Below are 16,053 nucleotides of genomic sequence, written 5' to 3' on the forward strand. Positions count from 1 at the left end.
CCTCCAGTCTGCACGGCCGGCCGCCTACTCCCAGCGGAACCAGCGCGCGGCCGCCGCCGACAGCGCGACCGTCCAGACCGCCATGACGCCGAGGTGGGACCAGCCGGGCCAGTCGCCCGTCATGGCCGCGTTCAGGGCCTGCGCGGCCGCGCCGAACGGGGTGAACCCGATGATGTCGGCCATCGGATCGGGCATGGCTTGCACCGGCAGCCACACCCCGGCGCAGAACAGCATCGGGAAGAACACCGCCGTCCCCACGGCCCCGGCGATCTTCACCGTGCCGGACACCGCCGAGATCACCGAGCCCAGGGCGAGCGCCACGAGGACCGCGAGGACCAGCGCGAGGAGGTAGCCGTACGGCTGTCCGGGCAGTCGTACGTCGTAGGCGAGCCGTCCGACCGCGAGGGCCAGCAGCGCGGAGAGCAGCGCGGCCAGGGCGTGCACCAGCATCTGCGCGGACAGCAGCGCCGCCGGCCGGACCGGCGTGGTGGACATCCGGCGCAGGATGCCCTGTTCCCGGTAGCCGGTCAGGCCCACCGGCATCGACTGCACCCCGGCGACGATCATGCCGACCAGGACGGTCACGGGCACGTAGGTGTCGACGACGCGCAGGCCGCCGAGGTCTTCCTGGTGCTCGCGGAAGGCGGGGACGGCTCCGAGGATCGCCAGCAGCAGGGGCGGGAAGGCCAGGATCCAGAAGAGGCTGCCCGGTTCGCGCGCGAGCAGCCGGGCCTCGGTGCGCAGTACGGCGGTGTTCATGGCGTGCGCTCCGTCATGGGGGTCTCCGTCATGGGGGTCTCCGTCAGGTCCAGGAAGGCGTCGTCCAGCGTGGCGTCGCTGACGCGCAGTTGGCGGGCGGTGATGCGGTGGCGGGCGAGCAGCGTGATCACGGCGTTGACGGTCTCGTCGCTGCCGGTCAGGGTGATCCGGCCGTCCCGGTGCTCGACGGAGGCGAGCGCGGGCAGCGCGCCGAGCTCGGACTCGTCCAGCGGCTCGGACGGTGTGAAGGTGATGACGGTGGCGCGGGCGGAGCGGCGGATCAGTCCGGCCGGGGTGTCCAGGGCGGCCACCCGGCCCTGGTCGATCACGGCGATCCGGTCGCACAGCCGCTGCGCCTCCTCCATGAAGTGGGTGACGAGCAGGACGGTGACGCCGTTCGCGCGGACGTCCTCGATGAGCTGCCAGGTGTCGCGGCGGGCCCGTGGGTCGAGGCCGGTCGTCAGCTCGTCCAGCACGACGATGCGGGGGTTGCCGACCAGGGCGAGCGCGATGAACAGGCGCTGCTTCTGTCCGCCGGAGAGCTTGCCGAACCGGGTGCCGAGCCGGTCGGTCAGACCGAGGCCTTCGGCGAGCGGACGCCAGTCGGCGGGGGCCGGGTGGAAGGAGGCGTACAGCTGGAGCGCCTCGCGCACGGTCAGTTTCTCCTGGAGGCGGCCCTCCTGGAGCTGGGCGCCCAGGACGTGGGAGACCCGGTCGTGGTCGGCGACGGGATCGAGGCCGGTGACCCGCACCCGGCCCGCGTCGGGGACCCGCAGGCCCTCGACGCACTCGACGGTGGTGGTCTTGCCGGCTCCGTTGGGGCCGAGGACGCCGAAGATCTCGCCCTCCTCGACGGCGAAGGAGACACCGTCGACGACCGTGCGGCCGCCGTAGGACTTGCGCAGGTCGGTGACTTCGATGACGGACATGGCACCAGGGTCCCGGCGGGGCGCGGGGCGCGGCATCGGCCGTCGCGCTCGAACGGACATCCTCCGATCGGTCGATGGCGGCCGTACGACCCGTCGCACTTCCCCAGGTCGTAGGACCAGCGACCGATCGCGACCCGGCCAAAACTCGGTGGGCAGTGTCAGTGGCGATCCGTAGGCTCGCTGCTGATGGTGACGACACGTGCAACCGCCGAGGACACATCCGAACGATCCGCCGTACGTACGCTGCTGCGCCTGTGGCCGTACGTGCGGCCGGTCCGCGTGCGGCTGTTCACGGCCGCGGGCGTGGCGGTCGTCGCCTCGTGTCTGTCGCTGGTCATCCCGCTCGTCCTGAAGTGGATGGTGGACGGGCCGGTCGCCGACCGGGATCCGGCGGGGGTGTGGCTCGGCGCGCTGTTCCTGCTGCTGCTCGGGTTCGGGGAGGCGTTGCTGTTCGGGCTGCGGCGCTGGCTGGTGGCCCGGCCGCTGGCGGGCGTCGAGGCGGGGATGCGGGCGGATCTGTACGGGCGGCTGCAGCGGCTGCCGGTGGCGTTCCACGACCGGTGGGCGTCGGGGCAGTTGCTGTCGCGGGGCACCACGGATCTGATGCTGGTGCGGATGTTCCTCGCCTTCCCGCTGACGTTCCTGCTGGTCAACAGTGTGACGATCCTCGTCGGCGTGATCATCATGCTGCTCCAGGACTGGACCCTGGGACTGGTGATCCTGATCCCCGCCGTGCCGGTGATGATCACCTGCGTGATCTTCGAGAAGCGGTACGCCGAGGTGGCGCGGCGCGCTCAGGACCAGGTCGGCGATCTCACGACGGTCGTCGAGGAGAGCGTGCTCGGGATCCGGATCATCAAGGGCTTCGGGCGGCATCGCAGTCAGGCGCGGGCGTTCCGGGAGCTCTCGCGGACGCTGCGCGGCACGGAACTGCGCAAGGCCCGGCTGCTGGCGACGATCTGGGGCGTCATCGTGACGCTGCCGGAGGTGGCCATCGGGGCGGCGCTGGTGCTGGGTGCCGTGCAGGTGGCGGACGGGGAGCTGTCGGCGGGCACCCTGGTGGCGTTCCTGTCGACCGCGCTCGCGCTCCGGTGGCCCGTGGACTCGATCGGGTTCCTGCTGGCGATGAGCCAGGAGGCGGCGACGGCGACGGAGCGGTATTTCGAGGTCATGGACGAGGAGCCGGAGAGCCACGCAGTCACGAAGGCGACGGAGGACCGCGGGGACCTCGGACTGCGGTTCCACGACGTGCGGTTCCGCTACCCCGACGCGCCCGTGGACTCACTGCCCGTCCTCGACCACATCGACCTGCACATCCGCCCCGGCGAGTCCATGGCCCTGGTCGGCACGACGGGCAGCGGCAAGACGACCCTGACCGCCCTCGTCCCCCGCCTGCACGAGCTGACATCCGGCCGCATCACCCTCGACGGTGCGGACATCACCGCGATGACCCGCGAGGAGCTGCGCTCCCTGGTCGCCGTCGCCTTCGAGGAGCCCACGCTCTTCTCGGCCAGCGTGGCGGACAACGTTCTCATGGGGGCCGCGCAGGACGCCGGCGAGCCCGATCTGGAGCGGGCGCTCGGGGTCGCGCAGGCCGCGTTCGTGCACGACCTGCCGCACGGGACGCAGACCCAGGTCGGCGAGCAGGGCCTCAGTCTCTCCGGCGGCCAGCGGCAGCGCCTCGCGCTCGCCCGCGCGGTCGTCGGCCGGCCCCGGTTCCTCGTCCTGGACGATCCGCTGTCCGCCCTGGACGTGCACACCGAGGCCGCCGTCGAGGCGGCCCTGCGGGACGTGCTCGCGCAGACCACCGCCCTGATCGTCGCCCACCGCCCGTCCACGGTGCTGCTGGCCGACCGCGTCGCCCTGCTCTCCGGCGGCCGCATCACGGCCGTGGGCACCCACCACGAACTGCTGCGCGACAACGCGGAGTACGCCCATCTGATGGCGGGGGCGGGCGACGCCGACACCCAGGTGAACCGGGCCGGCCGCGCGGACGGCCTCAGCCCGGCGGACGAAGCGACCGGAGCACACGAGGAGGCCCGTCGATGACCGCGCCCGCCACCACCACCGCTCCGGCCGGGACCGGCCCCGGCGGTCGGCCCGACGGCGCGGCCGTGGACCCCTTCGACCACGACGTCCTGCCCACTCCCCCGGGCGCCACCGGTGCGCTCCTGCGCTCGCTGCTCGCCCCGATGAAGGCCCGTGTCGCCCTGACCACGCTGCTGCTGTTGCTCCAGCAGGCGGCGGTGCAGGCAGGTCCGTTGCTGGTGGCGTACGCCATCGACTCGGCGGTGCCGGCGTTCCGGCGGGACGACCTCGGACCGCTGATCGCGGTCGGCGTCGGCTATCTGCTGTGCGCGGTCGTGTCCGGCACCCTCCAGTACGCGTTCATCCTGGTCTCCGCCCGCGTCAACCAGGACGTGCTGCTCGACCTGCGCGGCCGCATCTTCCGGCACGCCCAGGCCCTGAGCGTCGACTTCCACGAGCGCTACACCTCGGGACGGCTCATCTCCCGCTCCACCACGGACGTGGAGTCCCTGCGCGAGCTCCTCGACGAGGGCCTGCAGGAACTCGTCACCGTGATCCTCTCCTTCGTCTACATCTCGGCGATGCTGCTGTGGCTGGACCTCGGCCTCGGGGCGGTCGCCGTGGCCTCCTTCGTGCCGCTGTATCTGCTCGTACGGCTCTACCGGCGGCGTGCCGCCCGCGTGTACACGCTGCGGTCCACCGCCATCGCGTCCGTGATCGTCAAGTTCGTCGAGACGATGAACGGCATCCGCCCGGTGCGCGCGTTCCGGCGCGAGGCCGCCAACGACGCCGACTTCCGCGTCCTGAACACCCGGCACGAGCGCACGAACGGCGACGCCCTGCTGGAGATGGCCCGCTATGTCGTCGGTTCCCGGCTCGTCGCCAACACGGCCGTCGCGGGGATCGTGCTGTGGGGCGCCTACCGGGTCGCGGGCGGCACGCTCGCCCTCGGTGTGCTGGCGGCCGCCGTGCTGTACCTGCGCCGGCTGTACGACCCGATCGACCGGCTCGGCATGTTCCTGAACTCGTACCAGTCGGCGGCCGCGTCGCTGGAGAAGATCGCCGGGCTGCTCGCGCAGACGCCGTCGGTCCCCGAGCCGTCCACGCCCCGCCGCCTCCCCGCGCCGCCCTCCGAGCACCCGGGCCGCGAGGTCGTCTTCGACGACGTCCGGTTCGGCTACCGCACCGGCGGCGAGGTGCTGCCCCGCTTCGACCTCACGCTGCCGGCCGGGCAGACGGTCGCGGTCGTCGGCTCCACCGGCGCCGGCAAGTCGACGCTGGCGAAGCTGCTCGCCCGGTTCTACGACCCCTCCGCGGGCCGGGTCCTGCTGGACGGCGTCGACCTGCGCGAGCTGCCCGTGGCCGAACTGCGGCGCGGGGTGGTGATGGTGACGCAGGAGGCGTTCCTGTTCTCCGGCACGATCGCCGAGAACATCGCCATCGGCCGCCCGGACGCCACCCGCGAGGAGATCGAGCAGGCCGCGAAGGCCATCGGCGCGCACGACTTCATCAGCTGTCTGCCGGACGGCTACGACACCGACGTACGCAAGCGCGGTGGCCGTATCTCCGCCGGTCAGCGCCAGCTCGTCGCGTTCGCGCGGGCATTGCTCGCGGACCCGGCCGTGCTGATCCTCGACGAGGCGACCAGTTCCCTCGACATCCCGGGCGAACGGGCCGTGCAGCGCGCGATGACGACGGTCCTGCACGGCCGCACGGCCGTCGTCATCGCCCACCGCCTGTCCACGGTCGAGATCGCCGACCGGGTGCTGGTCATGGAGCACGGGCGGATCGTCGAGGACGGCACACCGGCCGAACTCGTCGCCGGGACGGGCAGGTTCGCGGATCTGCACCGGGCGTGGCGCGACAGCCTGGCGTAGCAGAGCGGCGAGCAGGACGACGAACGGGGCACGGGGACGATGATCGACGCGTACGAGGATCCGGGCGAGCCCGACTGTCGCGGCGGCGCACGCTATCTGTGGTGGCTGGTGACCCGGCAGGCGGGACGCTCCGCGCTCGGATCCCTGATCTCCGCCGTGTGGATGGTGCTGCTGGCGGCGGCGCCGTATCTGCTCTCGCGCGCGGTGGACGAAGGGCTCGCGCCGGGTGATCCGGCGGCGCTGGTGGCGTGGACCGGTGCCCTGGCCGTGGTGCATGTGTTCAACGCCTGGCTGAGCATCATGCGGCACCGCACGATGACACGGGTCCGGATGGACGCCCTCTTCCGCACGATCAAGGTCCTGGTCGGGCAGTCGGCGCGGCTGGGCGCCGCGCTGCCGCGCCGGATCGGGGCCGGGGAGGTCGTCACGATCGGCGTGGGCGACGTGCAGACCATCAGCGTCGCCCTGACCGTCATCGGGCCGGGGTTCGGCGCGATCGTCGCCTATCTGACGGTCGCGGTGCTGCTGGTGTCGGTGTCGGTGCCGATCGCGGTGACCGTGCTGCTTGGTATGCCGGCCATCGCCGTGCTCGTCGGGCCGCTGCTCGGCCGGTTGCAGGGCGCGGAGACGGAGTACCGGGAGCGGCAGGGCGTCCTGACCGCGCGGATCGCCGACCTCGCGGGCGGACTGCGGGTCCTCAACGGCCTCGGCGGCAAGGACCTGGTCGCCGACGCCTTCCACCGTGACTCGCAGCGGCTGCGCGCCCAGGGGTACCGGGTGGGCGCGGTGACCAGTTGGGTGCAGGCCCTCGGGCTGGGGCTGCCGACGCTGTTCCTGGCGGTGGTGACCTGGCTGGCGGCCCAGGGCGTCATCACGGTGGGCGAGTTGGTGTCCGTCTACGGCTATGTCGCGGTCCTCGTCCGCCCGGTGGCCTTCTTCGTCGAGTTCGTCTACATGGCGTCCCGCGGGGTGGTGGCGGCGCGTCGGGTCGTGGGGTTCCTGCGGCTGGAGCCGATGACCGACACCGGCACCCGTGACGCGCCCGCGGAGCCTTCCGTACTGCACGACCCGGAGTCGGGGGTACGGGTGGCGCCCGGCCGTCTGACCGCGCTGGCGGGGGCGTCGCCGGCGGACACCACGGCCGTCGTGGACCGTCTCGGCCGCTACACCCCCTCGACGGCGACGTGGGGCGCGGTGCCCCTGACCGAGATCGCGTTACCGCAGATCAGACAGCGCATCCTGGTCGCCGACCACGAGGCCGACCTGTTCGCGGACACCCTCCGGGAGCTGATCTCGGGTTCCGCCGACCGGGACGAACCGGCGATCGCGCAGGCCGTGCGGACGGCGGTCGCCGAGGACATCGTGCGCGCTCTCCCCGACGGCCTGGACAGCCCGATCGACGCCCAGGGCCGCAACCTCTCCGGCGGGCAGCGCCAGCGCGTCCGCCTGGTCCGCGCCCTGCTGGCCGACCCCGAGGTGTTGCTGGCCATCGAGCCGACCTCGGCCCTGGACGCGCACACGGAGGCACGGGTCGCCGAACGCCTGCACGCGGAACGCCAGGGCCGCACGACGCTGGTGACGACGACGTCCCCGCTGGTCCTGGACCGCGCGGACACCGTCCACTTCCTGGTCGACGGCAAGGTCACGGCTACGGGCACGCACCGCGAACTGCTGGACGAGGAGCCGGCGTACCGAGCGCTGGTGGCCCGGGACGAGGATGCCGAGGAGATCGTGAAGTGACGGATCGTCAACGCCGCTCCTCGGGGGCTCGGGGAACTGCGCGACAAGCCCCGACGCACCGGCCCCCGGCAGCCGAACGCAAGCCCCGGACTCTGCCCCGTACCACCCTCCCCATCGCAACGCCCAAGGACGTCCGCCGGGCCACGATCCGCCTCGTCCGAGCCGACGCCAGGGCCTTCACCGCCGTACTCGCCCTGAACTCCCTCGCAGCGGTCGCCGGCCTCGCCGCGCCCTGGCTGGTCGGCCGCATCATCGACGAGGTCCGCGCCGGCCACGGCGTCGCGGCCGTGGACAGACTGGCCCTGGCGATCCTGCTCGCGGCCGGGGCCCAGCTGCTGCTGGCCCGCTGGGCCCGCTACGTCGGCCACCGCTTCGGCGAGCGCACCCTGGCCCGCATCCGCGAGGACTTCGTCGACCGCACCCTCGCCCTGCCCGCGAACGTCGTGGAGCGCGCCGGCGCCGGCGACCTCACCGCGCGGGGCACCGCGGACGTCGCCCTGGTCGGCACGACCCTGCGCGACGCCGGCCCGGAGTTGCTCATCAGCTCTGTGCAGGCGGTGTTCCTGCTCGCCGCGGTCATCACCCTGGACCCGCTGCTCGGGCTCTGCGGAGTGCTCGGCTTCGGCGGTATCTGGTGGGCGCTGCGCTGGTACCTGCGCCGGGCGCGCGACGGCTATCTCGCGGAGGGCGCGGCCACCTCGGACATCGCGGAGATCGTCGCGTCGACGGCGACCGGTGCCCGCACCATCGAGGCCCTGCGCCTCGAACGGCGCCGGGTGGCCGCGAGCCGCGACGCGCTGGAGACGTCCCGGCGCACCCGCCTGTACACCCTGTTCCTGCGCACGGTGTTCTTCCCGGCCGTCGAGGTGTCGTACCTGGTCCCCGTGGTGACGGTCCTGCTGCTCGGCGGCGTGCTGCTGGAGCGCGGCGCGCTGAGTCTGGGCTCGGTGGTGGCGGCGGCCCTGTATCTGCAGCGGCTGGCCGAGCCGCTGGACGAGATCCTCATGCGGATCGAGCAACTCCAGAGCAGCGGCGCCTCGTTCGCCCGCGTGGAGGGTCTCGCGCGGGCTCCGCGGGCGAGGGAGACCGAGTCCCCCGCCCCCGCCGACGACCGGATCGACGTCACCGGCGTGCGCTACGCCTACGACCGCGGCGGCGAGGTCCTCAGCGATGTCGACCTGACCGTGCGGCCCGGGGAACGCCTCGCGGTGGTCGGTCCGTCCGGCGCCGGGAAGACGACCCTGAGCCGGCTGCTCGCGGGTGTGGACGCGCCGACCGCCGGCTCGGTGACGGTCGGCGGTGTGCCGGTCGTCGCGCTCGGCCCGGAGCAGCTGCGCCGCCAGGTCGTGCTGGTCACCCAGGAGCACCACGTCTTCCTCGGCACGGTCCGCGACAACCTCCGGATCGCCGAGCCGTCCGCCACGGACGACGACCTGTGGGCCGCGCTGACCGCGGTCGGCGCCGACTCCTGGGTACGGCGGCTGCCCGACGGCCTGGACACGGCGCTGGGCGACGGCGGCCGTGCCACGGACGGCTCGCAGGCACAGCAGCTCGCGCTCGCCCGGGTGGTGCTGGCCGACCCGCACACCCTGATCCTCGACGAGGCGACGGCGCTGCTCGACCCGACGACCGCCCGGCACACCGAGCGCGCGCTGGCCGCCGTGCTTCAGGGCCGGACCGTCATCGCCATCGCCCATCGGCTGCACACCGCCAGCGACGCGGACCGTGTGGCCGTGATGGAGAACGGCCGGCTCACCGAGCTCGGCACCCATGACGAGCTGGTCGCGGCGGACGGGGCGTACGCGGCGCTGTGGCGGTCCTGGCACGGGGAGCGGTCCGCCTGAACAGGCGATCTATGCTCGTTGCCGTAGGAGATCCCTGGCACGCTGAAGCAAGCCACAGTAGAAAGCCGCAGTGCATTGAACTTCTGGTCGCTCTACCAGCACGGCTTCGCGCGGGTCGCCGCGTGTACGGGCCACACCGTCATCGCCGACCCGCTCGCCAACGCGGAGGCGGTGCTGCGGCAGGCGCAGGCGTGCGCGCGGGACGGCGTCGCGGTCGCCGTCTTCCCCGAGCTGGGCCTGACCGGCTACTCGATCGAGGACCTGCTGCTGCAGGACGCGGTGCTCGACGACGTGGAGCAGGCTCTCGGCGCGGTGGTGGCCGGGTCGGCGGACCTGCTGCCGGTGCTGGTCGTGGGCGCGCCGCTGCGGCATCGCCACCGGATCTACAACTGCGCGGTGATCGTGCACCGCGGCCGGATCCTCGGTGTGGCGCCGAAGTCGTACCCGCCGAACTACCGCGAGTTCTACGAGCAGCGGCAGATCGCGTCCGGTCACGACGAGCGCGGCGGCACGATCCGGGTCGGCGGCGCGGAGGTGCCGTTCGGGGTGGATCTGCTCTTCGAGGCGCAGGACGTCCCGGGACTGGTGCTGCACGCGGAGATCTGCGAGGACATGTGGGTGCCGGTGCCGCCGAGCGCGGAGGCGGCACTGGCCGGCGCGACCGTGCTCGCGAACCTCTCCGGCAGCCCGATCACGGTCGGCCGGGCCGAGGACCGCCGGCTGCTGTGCCGGTCGGCGTCCTCGCGCTGCCTGGCGGCGTACGTGTACTCGGCGGCGGGTCTGGGCGAGTCGACGACGGACCTGTCGTGGGACGGCCAGACCATGATCTACGAGAACGGCCTGCTGCTGGCCGAGACGGACCGCTTCGCGCTCGGCGACCAGTACGCCGTCGCCGATGTCGACCTGGACCTGCTGCGGCAGGAGCGTCAGCGGATGGGCACGTTCGACGACAACCGGCGCACGCACGCCGGGCGCACCGGTGATTTCCGGCGGGTGGCGTTCCGGCTCGACGCGCCGACGGCGGACCTGGGGCTGAAGCGCCGGGTGGAGCGCTTCCCGTTCGTGCCGGCCGACGCGGACCGGCTCGCGCTGGACTGCTACGAGGCGTACAACATCCAGGTCGCGGGCCTGCAGCAGCGGCTGGGCGCGATCGGCGGTCCGAAGGTCGTCATCGGGGTGTCGGGCGGGCTGGACTCCACGCACGCGCTGATCGTCGCCGCCCGCGCGATGGACCGGGCCGGGCGTCCGCGCAGCGACATCCTGGCGTTCACCCTGCCGGGCTTCGCAACCAGCGACCACACCAAGGACAACGCCCACAAGCTGATGAACTCGCTCGGCGTGACCGCGGCCGAGCTGGACATCACGCCGACCGCGCGGCTGATGCTGAAGGAGATGGGCCACCCCTTCGCGGCCGGTGAGCCGGTGTACGACGTCACCTTCGAGAACGTCCAGGCGGGCCTGCGCACCGACTACCTGTTCCGGCTCGCGAACCAGCGCGGTGGCATCGTGCTGGGCACCGGCGACCTGTCGGAGCTGGCGCTGGGCTGGTCCACGTACGGCGTGGGCGACCAGATGAGCCACTACAACGTCAACTCCGGTGTGCCGAAGACGCTGATCCAGCATCTGATCCGCTGGGTCATCGGCAGCGAGCAGTTCGACGAGGAGACCGGCAGGACCCTGGCCGCGATCCTCGACACCGAGATCAGCCCCGAGCTGGTGCCGGGCGAGGAGATGCAGTCCACCGAGTCGAAGATCGGGCCGTACGCCCTGCACGACTTCACGCTCTTCCACGTCCTGCGGTACGGCTTCCGGCCGTCGAAGATCGCGTTCCTGGCGTGGCACGCCTGGCACGAGGCGGACGCGGGCGCCTGGCCTCCGGGGTTCCCCGAGGCGAAGCGGGTGGCGTACGACCTGGCCGAGATCCGGCACTGGCTGGAGGTCTTCTGCCGTCGCTTCTTCGCGTTCGCACAGTTCAAGCGCTCGGCGATGCCGAACGGTCCGAAGGTCTCGGCCGGCGGTTCGCTCTCTCCGCGCGGCGACTGGCGGGCACCCTCCGACGGCAACGCGGCCGCGTGGCTGCGCGATCTCGGCCGTATCGACGCCTGAGTCAACAGGTCCGTTTATCGAACGTGAACTCCCGGACAACGAACGATTTCCGGCCAACTTCCTGACGCGGTCCTGACAGAAACCGCAGTCACCTGCCACTCTTCCCACGGCCGCGACACAGCAACCCCACAGCACCGTCACACGGCGGTGTCCGCGGCCAGCTCCCGCACGCGCACGTCGTTCTGCGTACCACCCGATCTGCCCGGACGGCCCACCCGCCGACCGGTCTCCCCTGGCCGCGTGATCCGCGGCCGCGCAGAAGGAGTCAGTGTTGAGAGACAGTTCCTCCCACAGACGCACCCCCCACACGACGCACCGCCGGGCCGCCGCTGTCGCCCTGGTCGGCGTCTCCGCCCTGATCGCCGCGGCCGTCCAGACGGGCGCCGCCACCGCAGCCCCGGAGAAGGCACCGTCGGCCGCGGGCAAGGTCATACCGGGCGCCGAGGCCGTCAAGCTGTCCCCCGCCCAGCGCGCCGAGCTGATACGCGACGCCAACGCCACCAAGGCGGACACCGCCAAGGACCTGGGCCTGGGCGCCAAGGAGAAGCTGGTCGTCCGTGACGTCGTCAAGGACGGCAACGGCACGGTCCACACCCGCTACGAGCGGACCTACGACGGCCTGCCCGTCCTGGGCGGCGACCTCGTCGTCGAGACCACGAAGTCCGGCGCCACCAAGGACGTCGTGAAGGCGACCCGCGCCGCCATCGCGCCGGCGACCACGACCGCCGCCGTCCCCGCCGCCAAGGCCGAGAAGCAGGCGCTGGCCGCGGCGAAGGCCGAGGACGCCAAGAGCCCGGACGTCAACAAGGCGCCGCGCAAGGTGATCTGGGCCGCGAAGGGCACGCCGACCCTGGCCTACGAGACCGTCGTCGGCGGCCTCCAGGAGGACGGCACCCCGAGCGAGCTGCACGTCGTCACCGACGCCGCCACCGGCGCCAAGCTGTACGAGTACCAGGCCATCGAGACCGGTACCGGCAACACGATGTACAGCGGCACGGTGACGCTCGGCACCACGCAGTCCGGGTCGACGTACAACCTGACCGACGGCGCGCGCGGCGGCCACAAGACGTACAACCTCAACCGCGGCACCTCCGGCACCGGCACCCTCTTCTCGGGTCCCGACGACGTGTGGGGCAACGGCACCGCGTCCAACCTGGAGACCGCGGGCGCCGACGCGCACTACGGTGCCGCGCTGACGTGGGACTACTACAAGAACGTGCACGGCCGCAGCGGCATCCGGGGTGACGGCGTCGGCGCCTACTCCCGCGTCCACTACGGCAACAACTACGTGAACGCGTTCTGGTCCGACAGCTGCTTCTGCATGACGTACGGCGACGGCTCGGGCAACGCCAACCCGCTGACGTCGATCGACGTGGCCGGCCACGAGATGACCCACGGCGTCACCTCCAACACCGCGGGCCTCATCTACAGCGGCGAGTCCGGCGGCCTGAACGAGGCGACCTCCGACATCTTCGGTTCGACCGTCGAGTTCTACGCCAACAACTCCTCCGACGTCGGTGACTACCTCATCGGCGAGGAGATCAACATCAACGGCGACGGCACCCCGCTGCGCTACATGGACAAGCCGAGCAAGGACGGCGCGTCCAAGGACGCCTGGTACTCGGGCATCGGCTCGATCGACGTGCACTACTCCTCGGGCCCCGCGAACCACTTCTTCTACCTGCTGAGCGAGGGCAGCGGCACCAAGACCATCAACGGTGTCACCTACAACTCGCCCACCTCGGACGGCCTTCCGGTCACCGGCATCGGCCGCGACAAGGCGGAGAAGATCTGGTTCCGCGCCCTGACCACCAAGTTCACGTCGAACACCAACTACGCGGGCGCCCGCACCGGCACCCTCGCGGCGGCCGGTGAGCTGTACGGCACCACCAGCGCCGAGTACGCGGCGGTGCAGCACGCCTGGGCCGGCGTCGCGGTGGGCTCGCGTCCCGGCGGCGGTGGCGGTACCTCCTTCGAGAACACCGCCGACGTGGCGATCCCGGACCGGGGCGCGGCGGTCACGTCGCCGATCACCGTCTCCGGGCGGACCGGCAACGCGCCCTCCAACCTCCAGGTCGCCGTGGACATCGTCCACACCTACATCGGTGACCTCAAGGTGGATCTGCTGGCCCCCGACGGCACGGTGTACACGCTGAAGGCGTACGGCACCGGCGGGAGCGCGGACAACATCAACACCACCTACACGGTGAACGCCTCCTCGGAGGTCGCCAACGGCGTCTGGACGCTGCGCGTCCAGGACAACGCGGCCATCGACACCGGCTACATCAACAGCTGGAAGCTCACCTTCCCGTAGGCCCGATGACGGTCCGCCACTGACAGGGCGTCGTCTCGGTGGGTTCAACTCCCGCCGGGACGACGCCCGTTCACGTTTCTGAAACATTCACCCTTCAGTCAAATCTTGGCCAACATCACCGAGCACTCCTGACATGTACGCGTCCCAGGTGACACGCTTCCCCCACCCGCCGCACCAGCACCAATGCACCTCCCCCACAAAAGGAGCTCGTGTGACCCCCCTCTACGCGCGTCGCAAGCGCACCACCCTGGCCATCGCCACCTCCGTGGCCGCCGGGGCCCTCCTCGCCACCGCCCTGACCACCGGTGGTTCGGCCGCCGCGGCCCCCGCCGGCACGCAGGCCACCCCGCTCGCCGTACCGGTCGCGCTCGCCCCGGCCGCGCGCACCACGCTCATCCAGGACCGCCAGGCGAAGGCGGCCGACACCGCCGACGAGATAGGCCTCGGCGCCCAGGAGAAGCTGGTCGTCAAGGACGTCGTCAAGGACGCCGACGGCAGCGTCCACACCCGCTACGAGCGCACCTACGCGGGCCTGCCGGTCCTCGGCGGCGACCTGGTCGTCCACGAGTCGGCGTCGGGCGCGAGAAGGGGCGTGACCAAGGCGACGTCGGCCACCATCAAGGTCGCCTCGCTGAAGCCGGCCATCACCGCGGCCAAGGCCGAGGGCCAGGCGGTCTCGCTCGCCAAGTCGGCCGGTTCGAAGAAGACCGAGGCGGACAAGGCGCCCCGCAAGGTGATCTGGGCGGCGAACGGCAAGCCGACCCTCGCGTTCGAGACGGTCGTCGGCGGTCTCCAGGACGACGGCACCCCGAACGAGCTGCACGTCATCACCGACGCCGCCACCGGCAAGAAGCTCTTCGAGTACCAGGGCATCGAGACCGGCACCGGCAAGAGCCTGTACTCGGGCACGGTCACCCTCGGCACCACCAAGTCGGGCTCGACGTACCAGCTCTACGACACCACGCGCGGCGGCCACAAGACGTACAACCTGGCCCGCAGGACGTCCGGCACCGGAACGCTGTTCACCGACGCGGACGACACCTGGGGCACCGGCACGGCCTCCAGCTCCTCCACCGACCAGACGGCCGCCGTCGACGCGGCCTACGGCGCCCAGGAGACCTGGGACTTCTACAAGAACACCTTCGGCCGCAACGGCATCAAGAACGACGGCAAGGGCGCCTACTCCCGCGTCCACTACGGCAACGCCTACGTCAACGCCTTCTGGGACGACAGCTGCTTCTGCATGACGTACGGCGACGGCGAGGGCAACACCAACCCGCTGACCTCGCTGGACGTGGCCGGCCACGAGATGACCCACGGCGTCACCTCCAACACCGCGGGCCTGAACTACAGCGGAGAGTCGGGCGGCCTGAACGAGGCCACGTCCGACATCTTCGGCACGGCGGTCGAGTTCTACGCCAAGAACTCCTCCGACGTCGGTGACTACCTCATCGGCGAGGAGATCGACATCAACGGCGACGGCACCCCGCTGCGCTACATGGACAAGCCGAGCAAGGACGGCGCGTCCAAGGACAGCTGGTCCTCGTCGCTGGGCGGCCTGGACGTGCACTACTCCTCGGGCCCGGCGAACCACTTCTTCTACCTCCTGTCGGAGGGCAGCGGCGCGAAGACGATCAACGGGGTGAGCTACAACTCCCCGACGTCCAACGGCTCGACGGTCACCGGGATCGGCCGGGACAAGGCCGCCGCGATCTGGTACAAGGCGCTGACCGAGTACATGACCTCGACCACCAACTACAAGGCCGCCCGCACGGCGACGCTGAGCGCGGCGTCCGCCCTGTACGGCGCCACCAGCACGGAGTACAAGACGGTGGCGGCCGCCTGGTCGGCCATCAACGTGAGCTGACGCGCACGTAGTCGCACGGGCGGCACCCGGGACGAAGGCATCCCCGGGTGCCGCCCTACTCTTGGGACCCATGTCCTTCACCTACGAAGACGTCGGCGCGACCCGGGAGAACGGCTTCTGCCCGCCCGGCTTCCACCCCCTGCACGTGCGCACCCGCATCGGCGAGGGCGAGGACGTCTTCCGCAGAGCCGCCGAGGCGGTCATGACCTGGGAGATGCACCGCGAGCTGGGCGTGGGCATCGAGGTCTCGGCGGAGCGCGCGGCCCCCGACGTGGACGTCACGGTCACCCTCGCCGGCGTCATCAAAGCCCCGTGCCGGGTGGTCTGGACGGCGGACGAGCACCGCCGCGTCGGCCTCGCCTACGGCACCCTCGCCGGCCACCCCGAGTGCGGCGAGGAGGCCTTCCTCGTCGAACGCACCGGCGACGGCACGGTCTGGCTCACGGTCCGCGCCTTCAGCCGCCCGGCCAAGTGGTACACCCGCGCGGGCGGTCCGGCCGCACGGGGGTTGCAGCATGCCTATGCGCGGCGGTGCGGCCATGTGCTGCGGCAGCTGTGCGAGCGCGAGGTCAAGGAGTACTGAGGAGGC

10 protein-coding genes are annotated in these 16,053 nt (G+C 71.7%); 8 read left to right on the top strand and 2 right to left on the bottom strand.

What is annotated here, in order from left to right; genetic code table 11:
- Positions 1 to 24: 24 nt before the first annotated feature.
- Both ACGFW6_RS18615 and ACGFW6_RS18620 read right to left on the bottom strand, forming a co-directional pair.
- A complete protein-coding gene (locus ACGFW6_RS18615) occupies positions 25 to 759 on the bottom strand; it encodes an ABC transporter permease (RefSeq protein WP_393510467.1) in 735 nt (244 codons plus the stop codon).
- A complete protein-coding gene (locus tag ACGFW6_RS18620; RefSeq protein WP_393510470.1) occupies positions 756 to 1,688 on the bottom strand; it encodes an ATP-binding cassette domain-containing protein in 933 nt (310 codons plus the stop codon). Before ACGFW6_RS18620 ends, ACGFW6_RS18615 begins: the two co-directional genes overlap by 4 nt.
- A 186-nt stretch (positions 1,689 to 1,874) precedes the next feature.
- On the opposite strand from ACGFW6_RS18620, the gene ACGFW6_RS18625 reads away from it, so the two are divergent.
- The 8 genes from ACGFW6_RS18625 to ACGFW6_RS18660 all read left to right on the top strand — a co-directional run bounded on the left by ACGFW6_RS18625 (position 1,875) and on the right by ACGFW6_RS18660 (position 16,047).
- Positions 1,875 to 3,737, top strand: coding sequence for an ABC transporter ATP-binding protein (locus ACGFW6_RS18625; RefSeq protein WP_393510473.1), 1,863 nt, complete (start codon positions 1,875 to 1,877; stop codon positions 3,735 to 3,737).
- Positions 3,734 to 5,593, top strand: a complete 1,860-nt coding sequence (locus ACGFW6_RS18630) for an ABC transporter ATP-binding protein (protein WP_393510476.1) — start codon at positions 3,734 to 3,736, stop codon at positions 5,591 to 5,593. Before ACGFW6_RS18625 ends, ACGFW6_RS18630 begins: the two co-directional genes overlap by 4 nt.
- 39 nt (positions 5,594 to 5,632) lie before the next feature.
- Positions 5,633 to 7,333, top strand: coding sequence for an ABC transporter ATP-binding protein (locus tag ACGFW6_RS18635; RefSeq protein WP_393510479.1), 1,701 nt, complete (start codon positions 5,633 to 5,635; stop codon positions 7,331 to 7,333).
- A 92-nt stretch (positions 7,334 to 7,425) separates the two neighbouring features.
- The gene (locus tag ACGFW6_RS18640; protein WP_393510858.1) at positions 7,426 to 9,177 is read left to right on the top strand and encodes an ABC transporter ATP-binding protein; all 1,752 of its coding nucleotides are present in this window, start codon (positions 7,426 to 7,428) and stop codon (positions 9,175 to 9,177) included.
- A 75-nt stretch (positions 9,178 to 9,252) separates the two neighbouring features.
- Positions 9,253 to 11,283, top strand: coding sequence for an NAD(+) synthase (locus tag ACGFW6_RS18645; RefSeq protein WP_393510482.1), 2,031 nt, complete (start codon positions 9,253 to 9,255; stop codon positions 11,281 to 11,283).
- 271 nt (positions 11,284 to 11,554) lie between these two features.
- Positions 11,555 to 13,597 (top strand): M4 family metallopeptidase, encoded by a 2,043-nt coding sequence (locus ACGFW6_RS18650; RefSeq protein WP_393510485.1) that lies wholly within the window; start codon positions 11,555 to 11,557, stop codon positions 13,595 to 13,597.
- Positions 13,598 to 13,808: 211 nt separating this feature from the next.
- On the top strand, positions 13,809 to 15,464 hold the full coding sequence (locus ACGFW6_RS18655) for a M4 family metallopeptidase (protein WP_393510488.1): 1,656 nt from the start codon (positions 13,809 to 13,811) through the stop codon (positions 15,462 to 15,464).
- 70 nt (positions 15,465 to 15,534) lie between these two features.
- The gene (locus ACGFW6_RS18660) at positions 15,535 to 16,047 is read left to right on the top strand and encodes a DUF1990 family protein (protein ID WP_393510491.1); all 513 of its coding nucleotides are present in this window, start codon (positions 15,535 to 15,537) and stop codon (positions 16,045 to 16,047) included.
- The last annotated feature ends 6 nt before the right edge of the window (positions 16,048 to 16,053 follow it).

The sequence above is a fragment of the Streptomyces sp. Y7 genome (assembly GCF_043195415.1).
In the GTDB taxonomy this organism is placed as follows: domain Bacteria; phylum Actinomycetota; class Actinomycetes; order Streptomycetales; family Streptomycetaceae; genus Streptomyces.

Excerpts from the sequence above, each read along its gene's own strand:
- ACGFW6_RS18660 (WP_393510491.1), top strand. The coding sequence starts at position 15,535 with ATGTCCTTCACCTACGAAGACGTCGGCGCGACCCGGGAGAACGGCTTC.
- ACGFW6_RS18625 (WP_393510473.1), top strand. The coding sequence starts at position 1,875 with ATGGTGACGACACGTGCAACCGCCGAGGACACATCCGAACGATCCGCC.
- ACGFW6_RS18620 (WP_393510470.1), bottom strand. The coding sequence starts at position 1,688 with ATGTCCGTCATCGAAGTCACCGACCTGCGCAAGTCCTACGGCGGCCGC.
- ACGFW6_RS18615 (WP_393510467.1), bottom strand. The coding sequence starts at position 759 with ATGAACACCGCCGTACTGCGCACCGAGGCCCGGCTGCTCGCGCGCGAA.
- ACGFW6_RS18630 (WP_393510476.1), top strand. The coding sequence starts at position 3,734 with ATGACCGCGCCCGCCACCACCACCGCTCCGGCCGGGACCGGCCCCGGC.
- ACGFW6_RS18635 (WP_393510479.1), top strand. The coding sequence starts at position 5,633 with ATGATCGACGCGTACGAGGATCCGGGCGAGCCCGACTGTCGCGGCGGC.